The sequence below is a fragment of the Paraburkholderia sp. EG287B genome (assembly GCF_040965595.1).
In the GTDB taxonomy this organism is placed as follows: Bacteria; Pseudomonadota; Gammaproteobacteria; order Burkholderiales; family Burkholderiaceae; genus Paraburkholderia.
The window spans coordinates 95,632-118,606 of the sequence record NZ_JBFRCG010000001.1 but is presented as its reverse complement, the minus strand read 5'-3'; the positions used below and the strand labels follow the sequence as shown (position 1 = coordinate 118,606).

Sequence of the window (22,975 nt, the reverse complement as noted above, 5' to 3'; positions counted from 1 at the left end):
CCGACACGCATCACCTTGGGAGTCAGACATGCGAATCGTGATTGCGCTTGGCGGCAACGCGCTGCTGCGTCGCGGCGAGCCGATGACGGCGGAAAACCAGCGCGAGAACGTGCGCCTCGCGGCCACCCAGATCGCGCAGATCGCGCAGGGCAACGAACTGGTGATCGCCCACGGCAACGGGCCGCAGGTCGGCCTGCTCGCGCTGCAGGGCGAGGCCTACAAGGACGTGCCCGGCTACCCGCTCGACGTGCTCGGCGCGCAGACCGAGGGCATGATCGGCTACATGATCGAGCAGGAACTCGGCAATCTCCTGCCGTACGAGGTGCCGTTCGCGACCATCCTCACCCAGGTCGAAGTGGACGCGAACGATCCGGCGTTCCAGCATCCGAGCAAGCCGATCGGCCCGGTCTACACGAAGGAGCAGGCGGAGACGCTCGCCGCCGAGCGCGGCTGGGCCATCGCCCCGGACGGCGACAAGTTCCGCCGTGTCGTGGCGAGCCCGCGGCCGAAGCACATCTTCGAGATCCGCCCCGTGAAATGGCTGCTCGAGCGCGGCACGATCGTGATTTGCGCGGGCGGCGGCGGCATTCCGACGCTCTACGGCGAAGGCCACAAGCTGGGCGGCGTGGAGGCCGTGATCGACAAGGATCTGTGCTCCGCCCTGCTCGCGCAGGAGCTGGAGGCCGACATGCTCATCATCGCCACCGACGTGAACGCCGCGTACGTCGACTGGAGCAAGCCGTCGCAAAAGGCGATTGCGAGCGCGCATCCCGAGGAGCTGGAGAAGATGGGGTTCGCGGCCGGGTCGATGGGACCGAAGGTCATGGCGGCCGCGGAGTTCGCGCGCAACACCGGCAAGGATGCGGTAATCGGCGCGCTGGCCGATATCGTGGCGATCACCCAGGGCAAGGCGGGCACGCGCGTGAGCACGCAGCGGCCGGGCCTGATCTTCTATTGAGGCCGGCCTGTTCGGCCCGAGAACGGCCGCCTCGAAACGGCGCCTGAAAATGCAGGGCGCGCACCGCAGCTGGCGTAGCCGCGGTGCGCGCCCTGTTGTGTCTTTGCGCGGCGCCTATTCCTCGCGTGCCGGCGGCATGACCTGGGCGCTGATGGTGTGCTCGCGCCAGAACAGGTTGTTAATGCGGCCCTGCAGCCTGCGCAGCCCCTCCTCGCTCGCGGCGTGGAAGGTGAGCAGCGCGCCGGGACGGCCCGCGCCCTCGATGCGCTGAATCGCGTCGTACGGCGGAAAACCGTAGCGCTCCAGAAACTCGTTAATTTCGGCGTCCGTGACGTGTTCGTCGATATTACCCAGCAGCAGCTCGGCCATGGTCTAACCCCTCTTGAGCGTTCAATCGTGATGATAGTGTGGTTTGATCCGGCGCGACGACAAGCTGCGCCGGATCGGACGCGATGCCGCTCAGTACTTCTCCTGCACGTAGCGGTAAGGATAGTCCGGGTCGCGGTAGCCTTGTGGCTTCTGGCGCTCGGGCAGCGTGACCTTGTCGCGCGGCAGCGTTTTATACGGAATGGCGTTCAGAATATGGCTGATGACGTTCAGGCGCGCGCGTTTCTTGTCATCGGATCGGACAACGAACCATGGGGATTCCGGCGTATCCGTCATGTCGAACATCTCGTCGCGCGCGCGTGAATAGTCGTACCAGCGGCTATACGACAGGAGGTCCATGGGCGAAAGCTTCCAGATCTTGCGCGGATCGTTGATGCGCCCTTCGAGGCGCCGGGTCTGCTCTTTCGGGCTCACTTCGAGCCAGAACTTGATGAGGATCGTGCCCGAGTCGATGATGGCGCGCTCGATGAGCGGCACGCCGCGCAGGAATTCCGTGGCCTGTTCCGGTGTGCAAAAGCCCATCACGCGCTCGACGCCCGCACGGTTGTACCAGCTGCGGTCGAACACCACGATTTCGCCCGCGGCGGGCAGCAGCGGCAGGTAGCGCTGGAAGTACATTTGCGACTTCTCGCGCTCCGTGGGCGCGGGCAGCGCGAATACGCGAAACACGCGCGGGCTCACGCGTTCGGTGAGCGCCTTGATCGTGCCGCCCTTGCCTGCGCCGTCGCGGCCTTCGAACAGGATGCATACCCTGAGGCGCTTCTGGACGACCCACTCCTGCAAGCGAACGAGTTCACCATGCAGGCGCTCGAGTTCCTTTTGATAGGCCTTTTCGCTGAGTTTTTCCGCCGGCTCGGCTGCGCTCGCGGCCTTGACTTCCTCTTTCTTCGCCATTGAATCGCTCCCCGCTTCAGACGCCTCACACGAGGCATCCATCCACTATGGGGCGCGGACGAGGGGCGCGCAATAAGACTTTAGACTCAGGCACTGACCGTCTTGACCTCCGGCAATCACACTTGCGTACGAGCGCGTCATTCGTGAGCGTAGTTGAACTCGGGCATGGCCTTCAGCTGGTCCTTGTCGGCCGGCAGCACGATCTGTTTGCTGTCGATGCGCAAGTCGTTGAACGGCACGGCCACGAGATGCTTGCCCAGACCGAGGAAGCCGCCCACGGAGAGAATCGCGAAGGCACCCTGGTTTGGCGACTCGAGCACGATGTCGTCGATCGCGCCGATCTTGCTGCCGCTATTGTCGTAGACGTCGGAGCCCACGAGCTTCGAGGCGCGAAAGCCGGTGCCCGACTGCACCGTCGCCATGCGCTGCACGGCGATCGATTGCGGCGCGCCCTGGGCGAGCGCGGCAGACGGCACGCCCAGCGCACAGCCGAACGTGCACCCGAACGCGACGACGAGCGCAGAGGCGCGACGGCAAACCAGCTCGCGCAGTTTCAGCGGCAAATTCAGCGGGCGATTCGATGGTGTCGTCATGGTATCCCCCTCTCCCTTGTGCGAATGCACGGCGAATACCGCGTGAATGCAAGCGCTGTGCCCGGCGCGTCGCTCACGCCTGCGCGAGCCAGTGCTCGATCAGCGGCCCACGTTCGCCGTAGAGGGGATCGCTCGCGGGATACGGCAGCGCCTGCATCGCGCGCAACTCCGCCGACGTGAGCGCGTCGCGGCGGATGTCCCACTGCTGCCCGCGCGGATAGCCGCCCGCCACGCGGAAGCCGCCGGCCAGCGATAGCAGGCAATGACCGGTGCCGGCCGGCAGCAGCAGCGCGTCGCCGGCATGCACGCGCAGCACGCGCCCGCCCGGGCCGCCGAGAATCAGTTCGGCCGTGCCGGCGAACACGCCCAGCACCTCGTGCGCCGTGGAGTGGAAATGGTGATAGTCGAAGACGCCGTCGAGCCATTGCACCGGCCAGCCGTTCGCCTCGAAGCGTTCGTTGAACGCGCGTGCCAGGTCCTGTGCACCCGGCGCCAGCGCGCGCCGATAGACGATGACGGGAAGCCGGGCGTTGTTCGGCACCCAGCCGTGCGCGGCCAGGCGGAAAGTTTCGACGCCACTAGCGCGTTGGGCCGGGCGGCTTTCGCGCAGATGGCGCGGCAAATGAAAAGCGCGATTTTCGTGCATCGTCTTACTCCCTCGCATCGCTGCCGCCCGCCGCGGCCGACGCGCTCGCCGCGCGGTTTGTCGTTGCTTTTGCCGCGCCCTTTACCGGTTGTTTCGCGTGATGCGGTTTGCGTTTCGAGGAATGCGTCGTTCGCGTGGCCTGTGCGCCTTTGCTGGCGGGCACGCCCTGTTCGACGCCCTGGGTGGGCGCCGGATACACGCCATTGGCCTTCGCCCCGCTCGACTCCGTGGCGGGCGCCGTGGTCGGCCGATCCGCGCCGGTATTGTCCTGCGCGAGCGCGCCGCCCGCCGCTGCTCCTTCCAGGACGAGTGCCAGCGCGAGCGCGCGCGCCCTGAAACCCTTCGTCGATGGGGTGTGCCTGGTCATCGATCCTCCTTCGGTACGTTGCGAGCCCGGATGCGAGGACCTCGCAGCGTCGAAGCGAGTTGCCCGCGCAGGTCCCTGCTTGATGAGCAGCAACCCGCGTACCGGCCCGGGCAGCCTCGCGGGGCACGGCGTTTGCGCCCAGCCGGGCAAATCGATTCGCGCGAAAGCGAGGCCGAGGTGCTGCGGCGCCCCATCTGGCGCACGCTTCGCGTATCCCGGAGAGGTCTATGCGTTCGAATTTCCTGCCCGCCGCTCGTGTTCGCCGCGGTCCCGAGGCTCATCTGCCGACCGAGGAGCCCGACAATCCACATCGTCCGCCGCCTCCTCCGGTGCCGGACACCGAGCCGCCGCCCGTGCCGGAAGGCGATCCGCCGCCTGAATCGCCACCGGAGCGCCTGGGCTAGCGCCAGCGCCCTCGCGCCGCCATGGATGCGGCAGCGCTTCAGCCGGCCGCCTGCAAGCGGCGCAACAGGCCCGCCTTCACCTCGGGCCATTCGTCCTCGATGATGCTAAAGCGCAGGGAGTCGCGCTTGCGGCCGTCCGGCATGATGCGTTCGCGCCGCACCACCCCCTCTTCTTTTGCGCCGAGCCGCAGGATCGCCGCGCGCGACTTCGCGTTGAGTACGTCGGTCGTGAACTGCACGCGCACGCAGCCGAGCGTTTCGAAGGCGTAGCCCAGCATCAGGAACTTCGCCTCCGTGTTCACGATGGAGCGCTGCGCCGACGCCGCGAGCCACGTGGAGCCGATCTCCAGCTTGCGGTTCTCCCGGTCGACCTTCCAGAAGCGCGTGCTGCCCACCACGCGATCGCTCTCGCGCAGGCGGATCGTGAACGGGATCACGGTGCCGGCGCGCACGCCATCGAGCGCCCTCGCGATCCAGGCGTCGACGGTCGCGGGCTCGGGCACCACCGTCACCTTGAGGTTCCAGAGTTCGCCGTCCGCCGCCGCGGCGACGAGGCGCGGCGCGTCCTGCGCGCGCAACGGGTGCAGCGCGACCGTGCTGCCGTTCAGCGTGGGCAGGTCGTGCGGCGCGGGGGTGGCATCGGCGGCGGTTCGGGATGCGGGGCCGGGCATGTCGGTCATGGCGGGAATCGATGGAATGTGGCAGTGCGTGGAGGCAACGCGCCGGGCCGCTTTGGGGCAAAACGCTCACGCATTCTAGCGCCGGGCTGGCGCCGGCGGCGGCGCGCCTGCCGTTACAATCGGGCCCGGCGCCCACGCCGTGCAAGCCCGATGGCGCCGCCCGTCCCCAATTTTTCGCATCGCATCATGGCCCGCATCGAGCTCCACTTTCCCGAACACCAGTTCTACTACTCGACGCACCTCACGGTGCGCGTCACCGACATCAATTCGGCCAATCACCTCGCCAACGATTCGATGATCTCGATGATTTCCGAGGCGCGCGCGCGTTTTCTGTTCGACGCGGGCATCGAAGACATGAAGGACGCGCACACGAGCATCATCGTCACCGACCTCGCCACGACCTATCGCGCCGAAGCCTACGCGCGCGACGCGCTGTGCTTCGAGGTGGGCATCATGGATTTCAACAAGTACGGCGGCGACATTATCTTCCGTATCACGCGGCCCGCCGATGGCGCGCTCATCGCCATGGCGAAATCGGGCTTCGTGTTCTTCGACTACGAAGCGAAAAAGGTCGTGCCGATGCCGCAGGCCTTCCGTGACAAGTTTCCGCAGGTCAATACGCTCGCCTGAGTCCGGGTGCGCTCAGCGCGGCTGGAACATGATGAGCGCCATGCCGGCGAGCGTGAAGCCGATGCCGGCCCAGTCCCAGGGGCTCGGCCGGATCGCCTCGACGGCCCAGAGCCAGAGAATCGCCACGCAGACATAGACGCCGCCGTAGGCCGCATAGGTGCGCCCGGCGGCCGTGGGGTGCAGCGTGAGCAGCCACGCGAAGAGCGCGAGCGAGGCCGCGGCGGGCACGAGGAGCCACGCGCTCGCGCCTTCGCGCAGCCAGCGGTAAGGCAGATAGCAGCCGATGATCTCGGCGAGCGCGGTCACGACGAAAAGCACAAACGTCTTCATGGGCGGCGGCTGGTGGCAGGGGCGCCCATGGTAACGCAAGCGGCGAGGCCGCCTGCGTGTTGTTCTCAACGTGCCCCTCAGTCGCCCTCAGTTGCCTTCAGGTAGCCTCAGGGCCGCTCGCCGCGGGCCAGCCGCGCTTCGATCTCGTTCACCACGGGCAGCAGATCGGCGACGCTGTCGATCACGTAGTGCGCGCCCGCCGCGCGCAGGCGTTCCGCGGCCGCGGCACGGCGGCGCGCGAATTCTTCGGGCGCGAGCGCGCGGACTTCTTCTTCGGTCAGGCCGAACGCGTTGCCGCTCACCGCGACACCCACCGCCCACGTCCCGCCGTTGATGCCCTCTTCGATGCCGACTTCGGTATCGTCCACCTTGATCGCGTCGCGCGCGAGCCACACGCCGAGCTGCGGCAGCGTGCGGTAGATCATGTACGGCGAAGGCCGGCCCTCGGGCGTGTCGCCCGTGCAAACGATGCTGTCCGGATCGAAACCCTGAGCCTTCGCGCCCGGCACGATCTGGTCGATGATTTCGCGCGTGTAGCCCGTGGTCGAGCCGATCCGTACGCCGTCGGCGCGCAGCGCGGCGGTCACGGCGGCGACGCCCGGAATCACGTCGCTGTACTGCGCGGCCACGGCGACGTTCTTCGGCACGAAGACGTCGTACACGGCGTCGATATCGGCTTCGCCCGGCGCGTGGCCGTAGCGCGTTTCCCATGCCGCCGCGACGCGCGGCAGCGCCATCAGCGCCGCGATGTGCGGACGCTTGGCCATGCCCATCGGCCCGCGCGCCTCGTCGATCGTGATCGGCACGCCGAATTGCTCGAAGGTCTCGACGAAGGCGCCCATTGGCGCGCGCGAGCCGTAGTCGACCACGGTGCCGGCCCAGTCGAAAATTACTGCCTTGACGTGTTTCATTGCATGCGTCCTGCTAAAAAATCGATGATGGGGAGTCTTGACGGTATGCGCGCATCAAGCGGCGAGCGCTTCGCGTGCGCCGAGGTCGACCGGCGCGGGCGCGGCACTTGCCACGCCGAGCGTGCGCAGCGCTTCGCCGCACGCGGCCACGACGCGGCGCATGACGGTCTCGTCGAGCGCGCCGATGCAGCCGATGCGGAAGCTCTCCACGCTCGTCAGCTTGCCCGGATAGATGATGAAACCCTGCGACTTCATGAGTTCGTAGAAGCGCGCGAAGTCGAATGCGGGATCGGCCGGCGAAAAGAACGTGACGATGATGGGCGAGCGCCAGGCTTCGGTCAGCAGCGGCTCGAAACCGAGCTCGCGCATGCCCTCGACGAGCACGTCGCGGTTGCGCGCATAGCGCGCGAGGCGCCCTGGCCGGCCCCCTTCGAGCGCGTGCAGGCGCAGCGCCTCGATGAACGCGGCCACCGCGTGCGTGGGCGGCGTGAAGCGCCACTGGCCGGTGCGGTTCATGACGTCCCACTGGTCGTAGATATCGAGCGCGAGCGAGTGGCTCACGCCCTTCGCGTCGTTCAGAACTGCTTTTTTCGCGATCACGAAGCCGAAGCCCGGCACGCCCTCGATGCACTTGTTGGCCGAGGAGACGAACGCGTCGCAAGGCAGCGTGCGCACGTCGAGCGGCACCGCGCCGAACGCGCTCATCGAGTCGACCAGCAGGCGCCGCCCCTGGCGGGCCGTCACGGCCGCGATCGCTTCGATCGGGTTCAGAATGCCCGAGCTGGTCTCGCAATGGACGACGACGACATGTGTGATGTCCGGGTTCGCGATCAGCAGCTGTTCGACGTCTTCTGCGCGCGGCGGCAGGTAGTCGCCGGTGTCGTGCACGGTGTGCTGGCGGCCCAGGTAGCGCAGCGTCGTGGCGATGCGCTTGCCATACGCGCCGTTGGCGAGCACGAGCGCGTGGCCGTCGCGCGGCACGAAGCTGCCGAGCATCGCCTCGACGCAATAGCTGCCGCTGCCCTGCAACGGCACGCAGTCGTATTCACCCTGCTCGTCGCCCGCGATCTGAAGCAGCGCGGCGCGCAATTGCGCGGTCATGGCACGGAAGTCGGCGTCCCACGAGCCCCAGTCGCGCTGCATCGCGGCCTTGGTCGAGGCCGCGGTAGTCAGCGGTCCGGGGGTCAGGAGATACGGCTCGGCGGGGGTGGTCATGCGGGCTCCAGTGGCGTCGGGACTGTCAATCCCGACACGTTAACGCAGTGCTCGCCATCGGTAAAATCGATATAATCGATGCCAATATAAGTTTAACTTATCCCCTGTTTTATTCCCTGTCGCCGGAGCGCTTCGACATGCAATACGCGCAGTTGCGGGCTTTTCACGCGGTCGCCGAACACGGCGGGTTCTCACGCGCCGCGCAGGCGCTCTCCCTCACGCAGCCGGCCGTGTCGGACCATGTGCGGCGGCTCGAACAGGATTTCGGGGTCAAACTCTTCGAGCGCGGGCCTCGCGGTGTGGAACTCACCGAACTCGGGCGACGACTCTTCGCGGTGACGCGACAGATGGTGGGGTGTGAGCGCGACGCGCGGCGGCTGCTCGAAGCGGCAGGCGCGCTCGAATCGGGCGAACTCGCGCTCGCCGCCGACGCGCCCGACCTCGCCATCAAGCTGATCGGCGCGTTCAGGAGGCGCTATCCGGGGGTGGTGATCAAGCTGTCGATCGCGAACGCGACCGAATGCATGCGCCGCGTCCTCGCGAGCGAAGCCGACGCCGCCATCACGGCCGCGCGTCAGGTGCACAGCCGGCTGCAGGCCCGCGTGCTGCGCGAGGAACCGCTGGTCGCGGTCGTGCCCGCCGAGAGCCCCGCCGCGAAAAAGCGCCGCATGACCTACGAGGAGCTCGTGCGCGAGCCCATGGTATTTCGCGAAACGCATTCGGTCACGCAGCAGTTGCTCGAAGCCGAACTCGTGCGTAAAGGACTGCAGGTCCAGCCCGTGCTCTACGTGGATGGCCGTGAGGCCTTGCAAACCGCGATTGCGCAGGGCGTGGGCGCGGGCGTGATCGCGCATGCGGAATTCGGCGAGTCGCGGCGCATTCGCATGTTGCCGCTCGTGGACTGCCAGGTGCGCATGGTCGAATCGCTCACGCGCCTCGCCGACACGTCCTCGTCGAATCTGCTCGACGCGCTCTTCGCCACCCCGCTCGATTGAGCGCCCGGAGGGCCGTCAGGACACCACGATGGCGGTGCCGACGGCATGGAGCAGATCGCGCAGCGTTTCGGCCTGCTCCATGCGCGCGCCGTGACGCAGGTGAATGCGCAGCGACCGGCCCGCGATGCCGTCGACCGGGCGCGCGAGCCACAGTTCGACGGCGAGGCCGAGGCCGTCGGGCGCATCGGGCACGACCGGTTCGACGACGCGCGGCTTGAAGGAGGCGGATTCGGACATGGCGAGACCTCGTAGGTGGCGGGATCGACTTCATCGTAGCGAGGCGACACGCGCGCGCCAAACGAGAAATCCGCGTATTGAAATGAGCGCCGCGCCGCATTGGATCGCGCGTGCGGTGGCATGCACGCCCCGCTCGCGCCGCGCGGCGCTTCGTGGAAGCCGGCGGGGTGCCTTTTTACCAGCAGCGCGTGGCTGCGAGTGGCAAACTGAACGCATCGTTGCGCGGCCATTGGCCTGTTTGCCTGCAACGAGACGGGAGGACCTCTTCATGGAACGCCCCTTTACCGATCGCCGCGAGGCGGGCCGTTTGCTCGCCGGCCCGCTCACGGCCTATGCGGGCAGACGCGACGTCATCGTGCTCGCGCTCCCGCGCGGCGGCGTGCCGGTAGCCTACGAAGTCGCGAAGGCGCTGCAGGTGCCGCTCGATGTCCTGCCCGTGTGCAAGCTCGGCCTGCCCTGGCAGCCGGAACTCGCCATGGGCGCGCTGTCGTCGAACGGCGCGCAGTACGTGGACAGCGCGCTGGTGCGCAGCGCCGGCGTGAGCGAGGCCCAGTTGCAGAGCGCCATGGCGCTTGCACGCATCGAGCTTGGCCGGCGCGAGGCGCGCTATCGCGGCGAGCGTGCGCCGCTCGCGGTGGCGGGCCGCGTGGCGGTCATCGTCGACGACGGCATGGCCACGGGCGCGTCGCTCAAGGCAGCGGCGCTCGCGCTCGCCACGCTCGGCCCCGCACGCATCGTCGCGGCGCTGCCCGTCGCGCCCGCGGGCTCGCAGGACCGGCTCGGCGGGACCGTGGACGAATTCGTCTGTGCGCGCACGCCCGAGGCGTTCTACAGCGTCGGCCAGTTCTATCTGGACTTCGATCAGGTCAGCGACGACACCGTGCGCGAACTGCTGACTCAAGCGGCGGCTGACGACGCGAACGGCGAGGCACCGGTCTAGGGCGCGCCGGTCGTGCCGCCGCTGTCACAACGGCCCCCCTCGCGCCCTATCGCACCGGATTCGATGCCGCTTCGCCCACCACCGTTTGCCAGGGCCGCACGCGCCAATGCTTCACGAGCCCCGAGAGCACATACGGGTCGGCGCGCGCGAACGCCTCGGCCGCGGCCGGACTGTCGCCCTGGAATAGCAGCAGCGCGTTGTCGACGGGATCGGCTATCGCCCCCGCTAGCAGCAACTCGCCGCGTTCGACGGCGGCCCATGCCAGTTGCAGATGCGCGCTGCGGTGTTCGGGGCGGCGTTCGAGGTAGTCGTCTGCGAGTTCGTACATCAAGAGGTAATGCATGCGCGTTCTCCGTGTCGTTGCGGCCGCGCCGGACGGGGTCGACGGCCGATAGCGAACATTGTGCAGCAGCGCGCGCGTCAACCGAACACATCGCTGCGTCGTTTTAATGGCGGCTTTGCCATAATGGCGGCGCGCGCAAGGCGCACCAGCTATGCACGGCGGGCCGCACGTCAACTGAGAACGTCCAAAGTCAAGGGAGTGAACGATGAAGATGCAATCCGTCATTGCTGCAATCGTGCTGGGCGGCGTGCTGGCCGCGCCGGCGTTCGCACAGACCGCCGCACCCGCTTCCGCACCGGCGGCGAACAGCCAGCAGAACAAGATGAAGGCCTGCAACGCCCAGGCCGGCGACAAGAAAGGCGACGACCGCAAGGCATTCATGAAGCAGTGCCTTTCGGCTGCCGGCGCCCCCGCTCCGACCATGACCCAGCAAGAGCGCATGAAGGCGTGCAACGCCCAGGCCGGCGACAAGAAGGGCGACGACCGCAAGGCATTCATGAAGACCTGCCTCTCGACGAAGAGCTGAGCGAAGCGGGTCCGGGCAAGCCTCCCGCACCCTTTTGCAGCCGCAAGATCCGCGCGCCGCAGCCAACGCTGCGGCGCGTTTTTTTGTGCGCCGGTTTTGTGCGCTGCAGCGGTTTCTCGATCTGCACGCGCCCGTGTCGTCGGTTGTGCGAACCATCGTCGACGCAGGCGAAATCGTGCCGGTTTGCGCGGATTTGCGTCATCGCCCGCATTCGGCCGCGCCGTTTTTCTCCTATGATGGCTGCAGCGGCGGCCCCTCCCCGCGCAATCACCCATTAGCCATCGGGCTGCCGCGTTGACGTTGATGCCGATGGCATCGAACGGAGGCGCAGATGGCATGGAGACACAAGAACCGCTGGTTTCGCCGCTGGCTCATGGTGATCACCTTCTGGCTCGTGCCGGTGATGATCGTCGTGGTGCGCGAGGTTCAGGACGAGATGGCGTATAACCGCGCGGATCTGCAGCGCGCGCTGACCTCCTGGACCTTCACCGACGCCGAGCGCGACGCCGGCGCCCCGCTGCGCTGCCACGGCACGCCCGAATCCGCGCGTGCGGCCGGCTGCCCCGCCGGGGTGCTCGCGGCGAACGCGCAGCGCCACCAGGAAGCGCGCGACGAATACGCCGTGCGGCGCACGACGCTCGTGGGCTACCTGTGGCACGCGTTCGTCGGTTACTGGGTCGTGCCCGCTGCGGTGCTGCTCGCGCTCGGCGTGCTGATCGGCGGCGTGAAGCGCGCCCTGCGGCGGCCCACGGCCAAGCCCGTGCCGGAGCGCTAGCGCGTTTCGTGCATGCCCAGCGCACAGCGCTTGTGCTGCGCAGCCTCAAAGAGCGAGTCGGGACGTTCGGGTATAACGACGGGACGCCGTGACATCGCGGCGCCCGGCAACTAGAACGGAGAACAAGATGAATGCATCTCGCATGCTTTTGAAGGCTTCTGTCGCAATCGCCGTCGGCGTCGCGGCACTCTCGGGCTGCACCACCACCGGCAGCCAGGCACCCAGCCCCGCGACCAACGCGTCGCGCGCCGACTCGATCAACTCCGACATCGACGCCACCCTGTCGCGCCTCTATCAGACCGTGCCGGGCTCGCGCGAGCTGGTCGGCAAGGCCCGCGGCATTCTCGTGTTTCCGCGCGTGATCCAGGCTGGCATCGGCGTCGGCGGCGAACACGGCGACGGCGCACTGCGCGTGGGCGGCAGCACGGTCGGCTTCTACAGCACGTCGTCGGCTTCGGTCGGCGCAACGCTCGGCGTGCAGTCGAAGTCCGTCATCTATCTCTTCATGACCGAAGACGCGCTGGCGAAATTCCGCAATTCGAGCGGCTGGTCGGCAGGTGGCGACGCATCGGTCGCGCTCGTGAAGGTCGGCGCGAACGGCTCGATCGACACCACCACGGCCACCAAGCCCGTGCAGGTCTTCGTGCTCACCAACAGCGGGCTGATCGGCGACCTCTCGCTCGGCGGCACGAAGATCACGAAACTCGACCTCTAGGCGCACCGCGAACGTCCGCGTGCTCAGCTCGCGGACGTATCGATCACCTTGAAGCGCGAGCGCTTGTTCGCGCGAATCACCGCCTCGTACGCCTGCACGTACTCCTGCGCCATGCGGTGCGAGGTGAAACGCTCTTCGAAGCGGCGCCGCACGCCGGCGCGCGGAACGCGCGCGATGCGATTGACCGCCGCCACGGCGCCGATTTCGTCCTCGACGATAAAGCCCGTCACGCCCTCTTCCACCACCTCCGGCACGGCGCCGCGATTGAACGCGATCACGGGCGTGCCGCACGCCATCGCCTCGATCATCACGAGGCCGAACGGCTCCGGCCAGTCGATCGGGAACAGCAGCGCATGGGCGCCGGAGAGGAATTCGGCCTTCTGGCCGTCGTTGATCTCGCCCACGTACTCGACGTGCGGCAGCGCAAGCAACGGCTTGATGTCGCGCTCGAAATACTCGCGGTCGGCTTCGTCGACCTTCGCGGCGATGCGGATGGGCAGCCCGCAGCGCCCGGCAATCCGTATCGCCGTGTCGACGCGTTTTTCCGGCGAAATGCGGCCGAGAAACGCCAGATAGCGCGGCTCGACGGGCTGCGGCGTGTAGAGCGTCTCGGGCAGGCCGTGGTAGACCGTACGCAGCCAGCGCGCCTGCGGCATCGGCTGGCGCTGTGCGTTCGAGATCGAGATGACGGGCGCGGTGTTGAACGTATCGAAGACCGGCTGCTGCTCGGGCAGGTCGAGACGGCCGTGCAGCGTCGTCACGAACGGCGTTTCCTGGCGCTTGAACACCGAAAACGAGTAGTAGTCCATATGGAAATGCAACACGTCGAACTGGTCGGCCTGGCGGCGCACCATTTCCATCAGCAGCATGTGCGGTGCAATGCGGTCGCGGATGCCGGGGTCGAGCCGCAGCGCACGGGGCCACACGGGCTCGAGCTTCGCGCTCGTGAGCGAATCGCCGCTCGCGAACAGCGTGACATCGTGCCCGAGTTCGACCAGCGCTTCGGTGATATACGACACGGCGCGCTCGGTGCCGCCATAGAGCTTCGGCGGGACCGATTCGGTCAGCGGGGCGATCTGCGCAATTCTCATCGTGTGTCTCCAGGAAACGGGGCCGCGTTGCCCGTTCTTGCGGTGCCGGTCATTCTAAGCCAGGTCCGGGCGGCCATCGGCGACGCAGCAGTTGTCCCATTATTCGGCAAGCCGGGCGCGCGCGCCGCCAGTCTTTCAATTTCTATACGGTGTTACATGCCGAAACAACCCCTGCGTTTGCCCTACCGGCCTACCTGGCGGGCCATTTCCAGGCCGGCACGTCGAGCGTGTCGGGATCGGCGAACCCGGTTGCGCCGAGGCGCCGTTCGAGCACGACCGACTGGCTGCCGGCCTCGCGCTCCAGCGCCGCCACGAGCCGCACCGCGTGCGAGACGACGGTGACCTGCGAGTGCCGCGACGCCCGTGCGATGAGCCGCGCGAGCGATGGCAGCAGGTCCGGATGCAGGCTCGTCTCGGGTTCGTCGAGCACCAGCAGGCCGGGCGGCCGCGGGCTCAGCAGCGCGGCCGCGAGCAGCAGGTAGCGCAAGGTGCCGTCCGACAGTTCCGCGCCGCGCAGCGGCCGCAATAGCCCTTCCTGGCGCAGCGCCACCTCGAAGCGTCCTTCGTGATTCACGATTTCGACGCGCGCGCCCGGAAAGGCGTCGCCGATGGCAGTATCGAGCGCCTCGCCGTCGCCGATCTCGCGGATCGTCTGCAGCGCGGCGGCGAGGTTCGCGCCGTCGTCGGCGAGCACCGGCGAATGCGTGCCGATCTGCACCTGGCGCGCGCTCGCGTGCTCGTCGGTGCGGAAGTGGTCGTAGAAACGCCACGAGCGAATCTGCTCGCGCACGGCGATCATTTCGGGCGCGCTGCGCGGGTCGGCGTACTCCGTCATCATGCTGTCGAAGCTCGCCACGGGCTGTGCGAGCGTCGTCCACTCGCCCGCGGCGTCGCGAATGCGGATCATCGGCCCCTGGCGGTCCACGAGCAACGCCGAGGGCCGCAGGATCGGCCCGCTCCAGATGCATTCGCGCTTGATCACCGGGTCGAGCGAAAACTGCGAAGTGGACGAAGGCAGCGGCAATCCCAGATCGATTGCATAGCCGAACGCGTCGCCCGCGAAGCCAAGGCGCAGGCTCACCGCATCCTTGCGCACCGTGCCTTGCACCGCGTGTTCCCCTGCGGCGACGGCGCGCGAGAAGCGCTCAGGGCCCGCCCACAGCGTGGATTGCAGGCCGCCCTCGCGCGCCAGCGACGGAATCACGCCGCCACGCGCCGTGAGCGCGAGCAGACGCAACGCGCGATAGAGATTCGACTTGCCACTGCCGTTCGGACCGGTCACGACGTTGAGCGCACCGAGCGGCACGATGAGCTCGCGCAGCGAGCGGTAGTTGGCGATGGCGAGCGTAGTCAGCATGGAAGTGCGCGGGGTGGCGTGGCAGTCGCGTGGCGGGTGCCTCGATCAGCCACGCATCATACGCAATCGTGCCGGTGCGCGAACCGCCTGTGCCCCGTATCGGTCAGCGCGGCTGGGGCACCGCCGCGAGGTCGCGCAGGAAGGTGTCTCGCCACACGCCGAGATCGTTGCGTCTGAGCGCCTCCATGTTGGTCTGGTAGCGCGCCTGACGCTCGTCGAGCGGCATCGAGAGCGCGCGTTCCAGCGCTTCCGACATGCCGGTCGCATCGTGAGGATTCACGAGCAATGCGCCCGTGAGTTCGGCCGCCGCGCCCGCGAAGATCGACAGCACGAGCACGCCCGGATCGTTGGGATTCTGCGCGGCCACATACTCCTTGGCGACGAGATTCATGCCGTCGTGCAGCGGCGTCACATAGCCGATCTGCGACTCGCGAAACAGCGACATCAGTTTCCAGCGGTCGTACTGTTGGCTCAGGTAACGGATCGGCGTGTAATCGAGCCCCGAGTAGCGGCCGTTGATGCGCCCGGCTTCGCGCTCCAGCTCCTCGCGTATGACCTTGTAGCTCGCGACATCCGAGCGTGTCGGCGGCGCGATCTGCACGAGCGTGACCTTGCCGCGCCATTCGGGCGACGTTTCCAGCAACTGCTCGAACGCATGGAAACGCTCGACGAGACCCTTCGAATAGTCGAGCCGGTCCACGCTCATGATGAGCTTGCGCCCTTCCAGACTCTGCTTGAGGTCGAGCACGTGCTGGCGGCTTTCGTAGCGCGCGGCCTGCTCGGCGATCTCGTCCGGAAACACGCCGATGCGGTAGACCCCCGTGCGCAGCTTGCGGCCATACGCCTCGACTTCGCCATGCTCCGGATTCTCTGCGCGCTCGCGAACCTTGCCGCGCGCCTCGCGCGCGATGTAGTCGTGAAACGCCTGCTGGTCGTTCTGCGTCTGAAAGCCCAGCAGGTCGTAACAGCACAGCGACCTGACGAGTTCGTCGTGCGGCGGAATGGTCTGCAGCACCTGCGGCGAAGGAAACGGAATATGCAGGAAGAAGCCGATGCGGTTGCGCACGCCTTCCGAGCGCAGCGCCTCGGCGAACGGAATCAGGTGGTAGTCGTGGACCCAGATGTTGTCGTCCGGGTGGATCAGCTTCATGAGCTTGTGCGCGAGCCACGCGTTCACGCGGCGATAGCCCGCGTATTCGTCGCGCTCGTAGCGCGCGAGGTCGTTGCGGTAGTGGAAGACCGGCCAGAGCGTAGCGTTCGAGAATCCGCGGTAGTACTGATCGTAGTCCTTGCGCGTGAGGCCGACGGTCGCAAAGGTGACGTGGCCTTCTTCGACGAGCGTCGGCCCCGCGTTCGCCACCGTCTCGCTCACCACGTCGCCGCTCCAGCCGAACCACACGCCGCCCGCGTCCTTCAGCGCACCGAATACGCCGACCGCGAGGCCGCCTGCCGAGCCCTTGGTCTCCGTCGGCGTCGCCACGCGGTTCGAGACGACTATCAGTCTGCCCATCTTGCTGTTCCTCCTCCTTTCTCTTTCGACCGCTAGCAGCGGTTATCAACCATTGTCGCGGCGGCTTTCAGTCTCAGGCTCGCGGGCGCCGGTGGCTCCCGCTGTCTCCGCTCCTTTCGCCGCTTCGACCGCTTTGACGTCCGTCGCCGCGTCGGGGCGCGCCGGGCGGTGCGTCTCCAGCTCCTCGCCGTCTCCCGGCACGCGCGTGCCCGTCACGGGATCCGCCTCCGTATGGGCCGCCGTGCTCGCCGCCGCCTGCCGCGCGGGGCGGCGCACGAAGGACGGCAGTTCCCCGGTGCTGCTTTCGAGTTCCGCCGAAACTTCAGCGCGCGCACGCGGCAGGAACTGCGGATAGTGCTCGTTGACGAAATCGAGCAGTCCTTCGCGCACGCGGCAGCGCAAATCGAAGTTCAGGCCGGAGTCGCGCGAACTCACCAGCACGCGCACCTGCATCGCGCGCTCGTTGGCGTCGGTGACCTGTAAAACCTGCACGCGGCGGTCCCATTCGGGCGCACCGTCGACGATGCGCGCGAGCGCCTCGCGCAGCGGCGCGAGCGGCATGCGGTAGTCGAGCCACAGGAACACCGTGCCGATGATCTGCGAGCTGCTGCGCGTCCAGTTCGCGAACGGATTCTCGATGAACCACTGCAGCGGCACGATGAGCCGCCGCTGGTCCCAGATCCGCACCGAAACATAGGTGCCGGTAATTTCCTCGATGCGCCCCCACTCGCCCTGGATCACGACCACGTCGTCGAGCCGGATCGGCTGCGAGAGCGCGATCTGCAAACCGGCAATCAGATTCCCTAGCACGGGGCGTGCCGCGATACCGGCAACGAGACCGGCAACCCCGGCCGAAGCCAGCAGGCTCGCGCCGATCTGCCTCACGTTGGGGAAGGTCATGAGCGCCGCGCCCACGCCCACGATGATGATCAGCACCATCACCGTGCGCGCGAGCACGCGGGCCTGGGTGTGGATGCGGCGGGCCTGCAGGTTGTCGGCGATGTCGAGCGGATGGGCGGCGATGATGGCTTCGCCGATCGCCGCCGCGCAGCGCACCGAAAGCCAGGTGATCGCCGCGATCAGCGCGAACGCGCACAGCTCGCGCAGACCGCTGATATGCCGGAGTGAATCAGGCGCCTGCCACCAGACGAATTCGATCGCGAGGATCGCGAGCACGGCGAGCGCCGGTTTGCGGATATAACGCAGGAACACGCTGACCCGCGGATACGGGCGCGCGACGCGCAGCAAGACGCGTCCGCCGACCCAGTGCAGGCCGAACGCGAAAACGAGCGCGAGCGCGCTCACGAGCAACGTGCCGAGCCAGTCCTGCAACGGCGCGTCGGTGAAACGGGAGAGATCGTCGAGTGTCGGCATCTGCGGCCAGTTCCTCCTGAGCATCCTGAGCAAAGGGCGACTCTTGGAAACGGCACGGGCGCAGGCCCGCGGACGGCCACGGCGAGGATGACAGCTGGCCTCGCTGCGGCCTCGATGATGATCGGCGCGGCGGTGATCGGTGCCGCGCCGTGTTTGTAGCTATGTCTACCTACCCACTACGGGTTACGACTCGAACCTGCCGGCTTCAACTGCCGTTGCCGGTCTTGCAGGGAAACGCCTTGCCGAGCCCGAGCGAAATGGCGGTACTGGCGTTGTAGCCGGCCACGTTCGGGTTGTCGGCGATGTACTTGCGCACCGCGTCGGTGAGTTGCGCCGAGCGCGCATCGGGCGGCAGGCAGAAGTATTGACCCACGCGCGGCCCGGTAGTGCCGCCGATGGCGTCGATGGTGTTGAAGATGCCGTCCGCGGCACCTTCGATATAGGCAGCGCACGCGCTGCGCGAAGCCACATCGGTCTTCGTGCAGAGCCGGTTGAGGTCGCTTGCCGTGAATGCGAAAGCGGAGAGCGGCAACGCCATCGCGCCCGCACAGATCAGAACCCGCAGCATGGTTCTCCTTGAGTTGTCGTGGGGAGCGGCGCATCGAGCGCCGCCGGGCGGCCGCGTTGGTCCAGTGCGGCCGTCTTTATCCCCATTATTTTGCACTGTTTTGCGGCGCTGCCGGGCTCGCCGTGGAGAGGCCAGCCTGGGTCATGCGCGCCGTGAGGTCCTTGATCGCGTCCGGCGCCTTGTACTGGCGCGCGAAATCGAGCGCCGTCATGCCGATCTGGTTCTTCGCGCCAAGCGTCGCGCCGTGCTCGAGCAGCATCTGGAGCGTCGTGAGATGGTCGCCGCGCGCGGCCATCATGAGCGGCGTCGTGCCGTTCGGCGACAGCGCGTTGACGTCGGCCGAATAGCCGATCAGCAGCTTCGCGACATCGTCGTTGCCGTTCGCGGCGGCGTAGTGCAGCGGCGTCCAGCCCTTCTTGTTGACCTCGGCGCCCTTGGTGATGAGCAGCTTCACGAAGTCCACGTCGCCGTTGAGCGAGGCGAGCATCAGTGCGTTTTCGCCTGCGCGGTCTTCGGCGGCGATGTTCGTCTTCGGGTTGTCGAGCAACAGCGCCCCGACCTTGTCGGACTTCTCGCGCGCGGCCAGCACGAGGAGCGGCATGCCCTGGTCGTCGGTGGCGTTCGGGTCCATGCCTTGAGCGAGCGCCTTTTGCACGCCCTTGTCGTCGTCGAACTTGACGCTCTTGATGAGCGAGTCGATCGGAGCGGCATGCGCCGCGGCGCCGAACAGCGTGGCGGCGACGCCGAGCACGAGCGCTGCGGCGGTACGGCGAACAGGGTTGGCGGCGTGCGAAAGCGGTTTCGAGTTCATGTCAAGCCTTAACGTTATCTGCTATCTCGTTGATATTTAACACCATTGACAGCATGCGGTTCGCGATTCAGGCCTGCGGCTGGATCTTGAAGAGCCGGAAAAAATTCTGCGTGGTGACAGCGCCAAGTTCGGCGTCCGGCAATCCGCGTTGCTGCGCAATGAATCTTCCGACATGGCTCACGTACGCAGGTTCATTGGGTTTGCCACGAAATGGCACGGGCGCGAGGTATGGCGAATCGGTTTCGATCAAAAGGCGCTCGATCGGCACGCGGCGCGACACTTCCTGCACGTCGGTCGCACTCTTGAACGTCACGATGCCCGAAAGCGAGATGTAAAAATTCTGCGCGAGCGCGCGCTCGGCAATCGCCCACGGCTCCGTGAAGCAATGCATCACGCCGCCCGGTTCGCCCGCGCGCTCTTCTTCCATGATGCGCAGGGTGTCGTCCGAAGCGGCTCGCGTATGGACGATGAGCGGCTTGCCCGTGGCGTGCGCCGCGCGAATGTGCGTGCGAAAGCGCTCGCGCTGCCATTCCATGTCGGCGATCGTGCGCTCGCCCAGGCGAAAGTAATCGAGCCCCGTTTCGCCGATCGCCACCACTTTCGGGTGCCCGGCCAGCTCGACCAGCTCGGCCACCGTCGGCTCGCGCATGTGCTCGTGATCGGGATGCACACCGACCGACGCGTAGACGTTCTCGTAACGGCTCGCGATGTCGAGCACCGAAGGCAGCGTCTCGAGGTCCACCGACACGCACAGCGCGTGCGTGACGGCGTTCGCGCGCATGTTCTCGAGCACCTGCGGGAGGCGGTCGCCGAGGCCCTCAAAGTTGATGTGGCAATGTGAATCGACAAACATGGGTGATCCTGCGATGGAAGATTCGGGCCTGATCGGGTACGTCAGCGCCCGTCAGGCGAACAGTTCACGATAGCCGAGAAAGAGTTCTTCGAACACGAGGCGCGCATTCAGCGGATGGTTTTCCACGGCGCGCTGACGCGTGACCGTCTTCAGGTAGCGCGCCAGCGCCGCGGCGTCGAGCTTCGCGGCGCAGCGCGCGAGGCCGCCGGCGGCCTGCGGAAAGTAGCGCGGGCGGCCCGCCGTACGTTCGGCGAGCAGATCGTAGACCCAGCGCTGCAGCCAGCCGAGCACGAGCGGCACCGGCAGCTTCTGCAGCGTCTCGCCGCACGCAAAGGCGTCGCAGGCGGGGCCTGCCGCGAGCTGGGTCAGAGTCCAGTCGCGCAGCGTGCGGTTTTCGTCGTGCGCGAGCGCGAGCGCCGCGAGGGGCGCGCCGCCGGCTTCGGCGAGCAGCGCCGGCGCGTCGGCCACGCCCTGCTGCGCAAGCCAGGCCGCGGCGGCTGCGGGCGCGGGCGTGCCCATGGGCCACTGGCGGCAACGGCTGATGATGGTCGGCAGCAGGCGGTCGATGCGCGCCGACACCACGAGGAACACCATGCCCGCGGGCGGCTCTTCGAGCGTCTTGAGCAGCGCGTTCGCGGCGGCGACGTTGAGCGCCTCGGCCGGATACAGCACGACCACGCGCAGGCCGCCGCGATGCGAGCCCACGCCCGTGAAGTCGAGCAGCGCCCGCACCTGCTCGATGCGGATTTCCTTGCTCGGCGCGCGGCCCTTCTTGCCCTCTTCGCCGTCGGCCTTGTCAGCCTTGTCGGCTTTGGCGTCATCGTCGCCCGCCGGGCCGATTTCGCCCGCCAATGCCTCGGGCACGACGATGCGGTAGTCCGGATGATTGCCCTGGACGAACCAGTTGCAGGCCGCACAGGCGCCGCACGGCTCGCCATTGGCCTGCGGCGCTTCGCAGAGCAGCCCCTTCGCCAGATGCTGCGCGAACTGGAGCTTGCCGATGCCCGCCTGGCCATGCAGCAGGAGCGCATGCGGCCAGTGGCTGCGCAGTTGCTGCAGGCGTTGCCAGTCGTCGGTTTGCCAGGGATAGATCATCTTCGGAATCAATCGGTTAGGCGATCTTTAGTAGAATTCACAAGAAGATCGCACAGCCCTATAAGAGCGCCAAATATCGCCTTGAAATCAAAGCGCTGCGATCACATGCTCGAGTTTTTTGCGAATCGCGTCGATGCCTTGCGACGAATCGACGATCGCAAAACGATACGGCGCCTCTTCCGCGCGGCGCAGGTACTCGGTGCGTGTGCGCTTGAAGAACGCGTCGGATTCGCTTTCGAAGCGATCGGGTTCGCGCGCCGCCCCGCGCCGCTCGCTCGCCGTGTCGGGCGGCAGGTCGAACAGCACCGTGAGGTCCGGCTGGAACCCGCCCTGCACCCAGCGCTCCAGCGTTTCGAGCTTGTCGCGCGGCAGCCCGCGGCCGCCGCCCTGGTAGGCGAAGGTGGCGTCGCTGAAACGGTCGGACAGCACCCAGTCGCCGCGCGCGAGCGCGGGCTCGATCACCTTGGCGAGGTGCTCGCGGCGCGCCGCGAACATCAGGAGCGCCTCGGTTTCGAGGTCCATCGGCTGATGCAGCACGAGTTCCCGGATCGACTCGCCCAGCGGCGTGCCGCCGGGTTCGCGCGTCATGACGACCGTACGGCCCGTCGGCGCGAGTTTCTGGGCGAGCTGATCGCAAAACCATGCGAGATGCGTGGTCTTGCCCGCGCCGTCGATGCCCTCGAACGTGATGAATCGGCCCCGCGCCATTTAATTTCCCCGGATGTATTTGTCGACGGCCTTGTTGTGGTCGACAAGATTGTCAGAAAAGACGCTGCTGCCGTCGCCGCGCGCCACGAAGTACAGCGCAGCCGTCGATGCCGGATTGAGCGCCGCCTGGATCGCCGCGACGCCGGGCAGCGCAATGGGCGTTGGCGGCAACCCGAGGCGCAGGTAGGTATTGTAAAGAGTGTCCGACTGCAGATCGCGCTTGCGCAGATGCCCCGCGTAGGTGTCGCCCAGACCGTAGATCACGGCCGGATCGGTCTGCAGCGGCATGCCCACTTTCAGGCGGTTCGAGAACACGGCCGCCACGAGCGCGCGGTCGGCGGCGCGGCCCGTCTCCTTTTCGACGAGCGACGCGAGCGTCAACGCCTCGTAGGGCGACTTCAGCGGCAAGCCGGGCGCACGCGCGCTCCAGGCTTCGTTCAGACGCGTCTGCATCAGGTGGTACGCACGGCGATAGACGTCGAGATCGCTCGAGCCCTTGTCGAACAGATAGGTGTCGGGGAAAAACAACCCTTCGCCGCTGCCGTTCGGCGCGGGCGGTGCGCCGATCGCGGCGAGCAGCTCGGCGTCGCTCATGCCGGCCGTGTCGTGGCGCAGCGCGGGGTTCGCGTCGAGTTCGGCGCGCATGTGCTTGAAGGTCCAGCCTTCGATGATGGTGGCGACGGACTCGTTCACGTCGCCGAGCGCCATCTTTTGCAGCACCTCATAGGGCGTGATGCCCGCCTTGAATTCGTAATTGCCCGATTTGAGCTGGCTCTGCAAGCCGAGCACGCGCGTCATGAGCACGAAGAGTTGCGTCTGCACGGGCACGCCGCCGCGCCGCAATTGCAGCGTGACGCTGCGCACGGTGCTGTGCGGCTTGATGGTGACGTCGAGCTGTGGGGCGGCCAGTTCGAGCGGCGTGGTGGCCCAGCGCCATACGCCGCCTGCCGCGGCGGCGCCAATCACGACTAACGCGGCGCCGGCAACAAGGCATTTCTTCAGAAGGGACATGGAAACACGACTCAGGGGGACCTCATATAATAACTGCTTGCCCTCGCTAAA

General features: G+C 67.2%; 28 protein-coding genes and 1 pseudogene. 8 read left to right on the top strand and 21 right to left on the bottom strand.

All coding sequences use genetic code 11. The annotated features are described in order from the left end of the window. Positions 1-28: 28 nt before the first annotated feature. The gene (gene arcC / locus AB4Y40_RS00550) at positions 29-958 is read left to right on the top strand and encodes a carbamate kinase (RefSeq protein ID WP_368686026.1); all 930 of its coding nucleotides are present in this window, start codon (positions 29-31) and stop codon (positions 956-958) included. 114 nt (positions 959-1,072) lie between these two features. Here the strand turns inward: arcC and AB4Y40_RS00545 are convergent, their stop codons facing one another. The 5 genes from AB4Y40_RS00545 to AB4Y40_RS00525 all read right to left on the bottom strand — a co-directional run bounded on the left by AB4Y40_RS00545 (position 1,073) and on the right by AB4Y40_RS00525 (position 3,845). Continuing rightward, positions 1,073-1,327 (bottom strand): RNA-binding protein, encoded by a 255-nt coding sequence (locus AB4Y40_RS00545; protein WP_254313976.1) that lies wholly within the window; start codon positions 1,325-1,327, stop codon positions 1,073-1,075. A 90-nt stretch (positions 1,328-1,417) separates the two neighbouring features. Continuing rightward, positions 1,418-2,239 (bottom strand): polyphosphate kinase 2, encoded by an 822-nt coding sequence (ppk2, locus tag AB4Y40_RS00540; protein WP_368686025.1) that lies wholly within the window; start codon positions 2,237-2,239, stop codon positions 1,418-1,420. Between the two features lie 137 nt (positions 2,240-2,376). After that, on the bottom strand, positions 2,377-2,832 hold the full coding sequence (locus tag AB4Y40_RS00535; protein WP_368686024.1) for a PRC-barrel domain-containing protein: 456 nt from the start codon (positions 2,830-2,832) through the stop codon (positions 2,377-2,379). Positions 2,833-2,905: 73 nt separating this feature from the next. Further along, on the bottom strand, positions 2,906-3,478 hold the full coding sequence (locus AB4Y40_RS00530; protein WP_368686023.1) for a cupin: 573 nt from the start codon (positions 3,476-3,478) through the stop codon (positions 2,906-2,908). Positions 3,479-3,482: 4 nt separating this feature from the next. Continuing rightward, positions 3,483-3,845 carry a hypothetical protein gene (locus tag AB4Y40_RS00525; RefSeq protein ID WP_368686022.1) on the bottom strand — a complete coding sequence of 121 codons (363 nt, stop codon included), beginning with the start codon at positions 3,843-3,845 and terminating at the stop codon, positions 3,483-3,485. A gap of 227 nt (positions 3,846-4,072) precedes the next feature. Here AB4Y40_RS00525 and AB4Y40_RS00520 point away from each other — a divergent pair, with 227 nt between their 5' ends. Continuing rightward, positions 4,073-4,249: a hypothetical protein gene (locus AB4Y40_RS00520; RefSeq protein WP_368686021.1), complete on the top strand. Its 177-nt coding sequence runs from the start codon at positions 4,073-4,075 to the stop codon at positions 4,247-4,249. 38 nt (positions 4,250-4,287) lie between these two features. Here AB4Y40_RS00520 and AB4Y40_RS00515 read toward each other — a convergent pair whose 3' ends face one another. Further along, positions 4,288-4,920 carry a GNAT family N-acetyltransferase gene (locus tag AB4Y40_RS00515; RefSeq protein ID WP_368686335.1) on the bottom strand — a complete coding sequence of 211 codons (633 nt, stop codon included), beginning with the start codon at positions 4,918-4,920 and terminating at the stop codon, positions 4,288-4,290. A gap of 195 nt (positions 4,921-5,115) precedes the next feature. On the opposite strand from AB4Y40_RS00515, the gene AB4Y40_RS00510 reads away from it, so the two are divergent. Further along, entirely contained in the window at positions 5,116-5,559 is a 444-nt protein-coding gene (locus AB4Y40_RS00510; protein WP_368686020.1) for a thioesterase family protein, read from the top strand. Positions 5,560-5,571: 12 nt separating this feature from the next. On the opposite strand, the gene AB4Y40_RS00505 is transcribed toward AB4Y40_RS00510, so the two are convergent. The 3 genes from AB4Y40_RS00505 to AB4Y40_RS00495 all read right to left on the bottom strand — a co-directional run bounded on the left by AB4Y40_RS00505 (position 5,572) and on the right by AB4Y40_RS00495 (position 8,015). Next, entirely contained in the window at positions 5,572-5,889 is a 318-nt protein-coding gene (locus tag AB4Y40_RS00505; protein WP_368686019.1) for a YnfA family protein, read from the bottom strand. A gap of 107 nt (positions 5,890-5,996) precedes the next feature. Then, positions 5,997-6,800, bottom strand: a complete 804-nt coding sequence (gene phnX / locus AB4Y40_RS00500; RefSeq protein ID WP_368686018.1) for a phosphonoacetaldehyde hydrolase — start codon at positions 6,798-6,800, stop codon at positions 5,997-5,999. A 54-nt stretch (positions 6,801-6,854) separates the two neighbouring features. After that, positions 6,855-8,015, bottom strand: a complete 1,161-nt coding sequence (locus AB4Y40_RS00495) for a 2-aminoethylphosphonate--pyruvate transaminase (protein ID WP_368686017.1) — start codon at positions 8,013-8,015, stop codon at positions 6,855-6,857. A 137-nt stretch (positions 8,016-8,152) separates the two neighbouring features. Between AB4Y40_RS00495 and AB4Y40_RS00490 the strand changes: the two genes are divergently transcribed. Further along, entirely contained in the window at positions 8,153-9,010 is an 858-nt protein-coding gene (locus AB4Y40_RS00490) for a LysR substrate-binding domain-containing protein (RefSeq protein ID WP_368686016.1), read from the top strand. A gap of 15 nt (positions 9,011-9,025) precedes the next feature. Here AB4Y40_RS00490 and AB4Y40_RS00485 read toward each other — a convergent pair whose 3' ends face one another. Beyond that, positions 9,026-9,247, bottom strand: coding sequence for a hypothetical protein (locus tag AB4Y40_RS00485; RefSeq protein WP_368686015.1), 222 nt, complete (start codon positions 9,245-9,247; stop codon positions 9,026-9,028). Positions 9,248-9,515: 268 nt separating this feature from the next. Between AB4Y40_RS00485 and AB4Y40_RS00480 the strand changes: the two genes are divergently transcribed. Further along, positions 9,516-10,187 carry a phosphoribosyltransferase gene (locus AB4Y40_RS00480; RefSeq protein ID WP_368686014.1) on the top strand — a complete coding sequence of 224 codons (672 nt, stop codon included), beginning with the start codon at positions 9,516-9,518 and terminating at the stop codon, positions 10,185-10,187. A gap of 46 nt (positions 10,188-10,233) precedes the next feature. Here the strand turns inward: AB4Y40_RS00480 and AB4Y40_RS00475 are convergent, their stop codons facing one another. After that, positions 10,234-10,530: a YciI-like protein gene (locus AB4Y40_RS00475; RefSeq protein WP_342923936.1), complete on the bottom strand. Its 297-nt coding sequence runs from the start codon at positions 10,528-10,530 to the stop codon at positions 10,234-10,236. A 205-nt stretch (positions 10,531-10,735) separates the two neighbouring features. Between AB4Y40_RS00475 and AB4Y40_RS00470 the strand changes: the two genes are divergently transcribed. The 3 genes from AB4Y40_RS00470 to AB4Y40_RS00460 all read left to right on the top strand — a co-directional run bounded on the left by AB4Y40_RS00470 (position 10,736) and on the right by AB4Y40_RS00460 (position 12,546). Continuing rightward, positions 10,736-11,056: a PsiF family protein gene (locus AB4Y40_RS00470; RefSeq protein WP_368686013.1), complete on the top strand. Its 321-nt coding sequence runs from the start codon at positions 10,736-10,738 to the stop codon at positions 11,054-11,056. A gap of 331 nt (positions 11,057-11,387) precedes the next feature. Continuing rightward, positions 11,388-11,831 carry a hypothetical protein gene (locus AB4Y40_RS00465; protein ID WP_368686012.1) on the top strand — a complete coding sequence of 148 codons (444 nt, stop codon included), beginning with the start codon at positions 11,388-11,390 and terminating at the stop codon, positions 11,829-11,831. 127 nt (positions 11,832-11,958) lie between these two features. After that, positions 11,959-12,546 carry a YSC84-related protein gene (locus AB4Y40_RS00460; RefSeq protein WP_368686011.1) on the top strand — a complete coding sequence of 196 codons (588 nt, stop codon included), beginning with the start codon at positions 11,959-11,961 and terminating at the stop codon, positions 12,544-12,546. 23 nt (positions 12,547-12,569) lie between these two features. Here the strand turns inward: AB4Y40_RS00460 and AB4Y40_RS00455 are convergent, their stop codons facing one another. The 10 genes and pseudogenes from AB4Y40_RS00455 to mltG form a co-directional block, all read right to left on the bottom strand. Then, positions 12,570-13,637, bottom strand: coding sequence for a glycosyltransferase family 4 protein (locus AB4Y40_RS00455; protein ID WP_368686010.1), 1,068 nt, complete (start codon positions 13,635-13,637; stop codon positions 12,570-12,572). A gap of 190 nt (positions 13,638-13,827) precedes the next feature. Further along, positions 13,828-14,994: an AAA family ATPase gene (locus AB4Y40_RS00450; protein WP_368686009.1), complete on the bottom strand. Its 1,167-nt coding sequence runs from the start codon at positions 14,992-14,994 to the stop codon at positions 13,828-13,830. Between the two features lie 103 nt (positions 14,995-15,097). Further along, positions 15,098-16,504: an alpha,alpha-trehalose-phosphate synthase (UDP-forming) gene (otsA, locus tag AB4Y40_RS00445; RefSeq protein WP_368686008.1), complete on the bottom strand. Its 1,407-nt coding sequence runs from the start codon at positions 16,502-16,504 to the stop codon at positions 15,098-15,100. Between the two features lie 210 nt (positions 16,505-16,714). Then, a pseudogene (locus AB4Y40_RS00440) lies at positions 16,715-17,878 on the bottom strand (mechanosensitive ion channel family protein); the annotation flags it as partial. A gap of 205 nt (positions 17,879-18,083) precedes the next feature. Beyond that, positions 18,084-18,446: a Rap1a/Tai family immunity protein gene (locus AB4Y40_RS00435; protein WP_028207010.1), complete on the bottom strand. Its 363-nt coding sequence runs from the start codon at positions 18,444-18,446 to the stop codon at positions 18,084-18,086. A gap of 85 nt (positions 18,447-18,531) precedes the next feature. After that, on the bottom strand, positions 18,532-19,257 hold the full coding sequence (locus tag AB4Y40_RS00430; RefSeq protein ID WP_368686007.1) for an ankyrin repeat domain-containing protein: 726 nt from the start codon (positions 19,255-19,257) through the stop codon (positions 18,532-18,534). A gap of 67 nt (positions 19,258-19,324) precedes the next feature. Then, positions 19,325-20,110 (bottom strand): TatD family hydrolase, encoded by a 786-nt coding sequence (locus tag AB4Y40_RS00425; protein ID WP_368686006.1) that lies wholly within the window; start codon positions 20,108-20,110, stop codon positions 19,325-19,327. A 51-nt stretch (positions 20,111-20,161) separates the two neighbouring features. Then, positions 20,162-21,205: a DNA polymerase III subunit delta' gene (locus tag AB4Y40_RS00420; protein WP_368686005.1), complete on the bottom strand. Its 1,044-nt coding sequence runs from the start codon at positions 21,203-21,205 to the stop codon at positions 20,162-20,164. An 87-nt stretch (positions 21,206-21,292) separates the two neighbouring features. After that, positions 21,293-21,913 carry a dTMP kinase gene (gene tmk / locus AB4Y40_RS00415; RefSeq protein WP_028207007.1) on the bottom strand — a complete coding sequence of 207 codons (621 nt, stop codon included), beginning with the start codon at positions 21,911-21,913 and terminating at the stop codon, positions 21,293-21,295. Next, on the bottom strand, positions 21,914-22,924 hold the full coding sequence (gene mltG, locus AB4Y40_RS00410) for an endolytic transglycosylase MltG (RefSeq protein WP_368686004.1): 1,011 nt from the start codon (positions 22,922-22,924) through the stop codon (positions 21,914-21,916). Between the last annotated feature and the right edge of the window lie 51 nt (positions 22,925-22,975).

Excerpts from the sequence above, each read along its gene's own strand:
- arcC (WP_368686026.1), top strand. The coding sequence starts at position 29 with ATGCGAATCGTGATTGCGCTTGGCGGCAACGCGCTGCTGCGTCGCGGC.
- AB4Y40_RS00545 (WP_254313976.1), bottom strand. The coding sequence starts at position 1,327 with ATGGCCGAGCTGCTGCTGGGTAATATCGACGAACACGTCACGGACGCC.
- ppk2 (WP_368686025.1), bottom strand. The coding sequence starts at position 2,239 with ATGGCGAAGAAAGAGGAAGTCAAGGCCGCGAGCGCAGCCGAGCCGGCG.
- AB4Y40_RS00535 (WP_368686024.1), bottom strand. The coding sequence starts at position 2,832 with ATGACGACACCATCGAATCGCCCGCTGAATTTGCCGCTGAAACTGCGC.
- AB4Y40_RS00530 (WP_368686023.1), bottom strand. The coding sequence starts at position 3,478 with ATGCACGAAAATCGCGCTTTTCATTTGCCGCGCCATCTGCGCGAAAGC.
- AB4Y40_RS00525 (WP_368686022.1), bottom strand. The coding sequence starts at position 3,845 with ATGACCAGGCACACCCCATCGACGAAGGGTTTCAGGGCGCGCGCGCTC.
- AB4Y40_RS00520 (WP_368686021.1), top strand. The coding sequence starts at position 4,073 with ATGCGTTCGAATTTCCTGCCCGCCGCTCGTGTTCGCCGCGGTCCCGAG.
- AB4Y40_RS00515 (WP_368686335.1), bottom strand. The coding sequence starts at position 4,920 with ATGCCCGGCCCCGCATCCCGAACCGCCGCCGATGCCACCCCCGCGCCG.
- AB4Y40_RS00510 (WP_368686020.1), top strand. The coding sequence starts at position 5,116 with ATGGCCCGCATCGAGCTCCACTTTCCCGAACACCAGTTCTACTACTCG.
- AB4Y40_RS00505 (WP_368686019.1), bottom strand. The coding sequence starts at position 5,889 with ATGAAGACGTTTGTGCTTTTCGTCGTGACCGCGCTCGCCGAGATCATC.
- phnX (WP_368686018.1), bottom strand. The coding sequence starts at position 6,800 with ATGAAACACGTCAAGGCAGTAATTTTCGACTGGGCCGGCACCGTGGTC.
- AB4Y40_RS00495 (WP_368686017.1), bottom strand. The coding sequence starts at position 8,015 with ATGACCACCCCCGCCGAGCCGTATCTCCTGACCCCCGGACCGCTGACT.
- AB4Y40_RS00490 (WP_368686016.1), top strand. The coding sequence starts at position 8,153 with ATGCAATACGCGCAGTTGCGGGCTTTTCACGCGGTCGCCGAACACGGC.
- AB4Y40_RS00485 (WP_368686015.1), bottom strand. The coding sequence starts at position 9,247 with ATGTCCGAATCCGCCTCCTTCAAGCCGCGCGTCGTCGAACCGGTCGTG.
- AB4Y40_RS00480 (WP_368686014.1), top strand. The coding sequence starts at position 9,516 with ATGGAACGCCCCTTTACCGATCGCCGCGAGGCGGGCCGTTTGCTCGCC.
- AB4Y40_RS00475 (WP_342923936.1), bottom strand. The coding sequence starts at position 10,530 with ATGCATTACCTCTTGATGTACGAACTCGCAGACGACTACCTCGAACGC.
- AB4Y40_RS00470 (WP_368686013.1), top strand. The coding sequence starts at position 10,736 with ATGAAGATGCAATCCGTCATTGCTGCAATCGTGCTGGGCGGCGTGCTG.
- AB4Y40_RS00465 (WP_368686012.1), top strand. The coding sequence starts at position 11,388 with ATGGCATGGAGACACAAGAACCGCTGGTTTCGCCGCTGGCTCATGGTG.
- AB4Y40_RS00460 (WP_368686011.1), top strand. The coding sequence starts at position 11,959 with ATGAATGCATCTCGCATGCTTTTGAAGGCTTCTGTCGCAATCGCCGTC.
- AB4Y40_RS00455 (WP_368686010.1), bottom strand. The coding sequence starts at position 13,637 with ATGAGAATTGCGCAGATCGCCCCGCTGACCGAATCGGTCCCGCCGAAG.
- AB4Y40_RS00450 (WP_368686009.1), bottom strand. The coding sequence starts at position 14,994 with ATGCTGACTACGCTCGCCATCGCCAACTACCGCTCGCTGCGCGAGCTC.
- otsA (WP_368686008.1), bottom strand. The coding sequence starts at position 16,504 with ATGGGCAGACTGATAGTCGTCTCGAACCGCGTGGCGACGCCGACGGAG.
- AB4Y40_RS00435 (WP_028207010.1), bottom strand. The coding sequence starts at position 18,446 with ATGCTGCGGGTTCTGATCTGTGCGGGCGCGATGGCGTTGCCGCTCTCC.
- AB4Y40_RS00430 (WP_368686007.1), bottom strand. The coding sequence starts at position 19,257 with ATGAACTCGAAACCGCTTTCGCACGCCGCCAACCCTGTTCGCCGTACC.
- AB4Y40_RS00425 (WP_368686006.1), bottom strand. The coding sequence starts at position 20,110 with ATGTTTGTCGATTCACATTGCCACATCAACTTTGAGGGCCTCGGCGAC.
- AB4Y40_RS00420 (WP_368686005.1), bottom strand. The coding sequence starts at position 21,205 with ATGATCTATCCCTGGCAAACCGACGACTGGCAACGCCTGCAGCAACTG.
- tmk (WP_028207007.1), bottom strand. The coding sequence starts at position 21,913 with ATGGCGCGGGGCCGATTCATCACGTTCGAGGGCATCGACGGCGCGGGC.
- mltG (WP_368686004.1), bottom strand. The coding sequence starts at position 22,924 with ATGTCCCTTCTGAAGAAATGCCTTGTTGCCGGCGCCGCGTTAGTCGTG.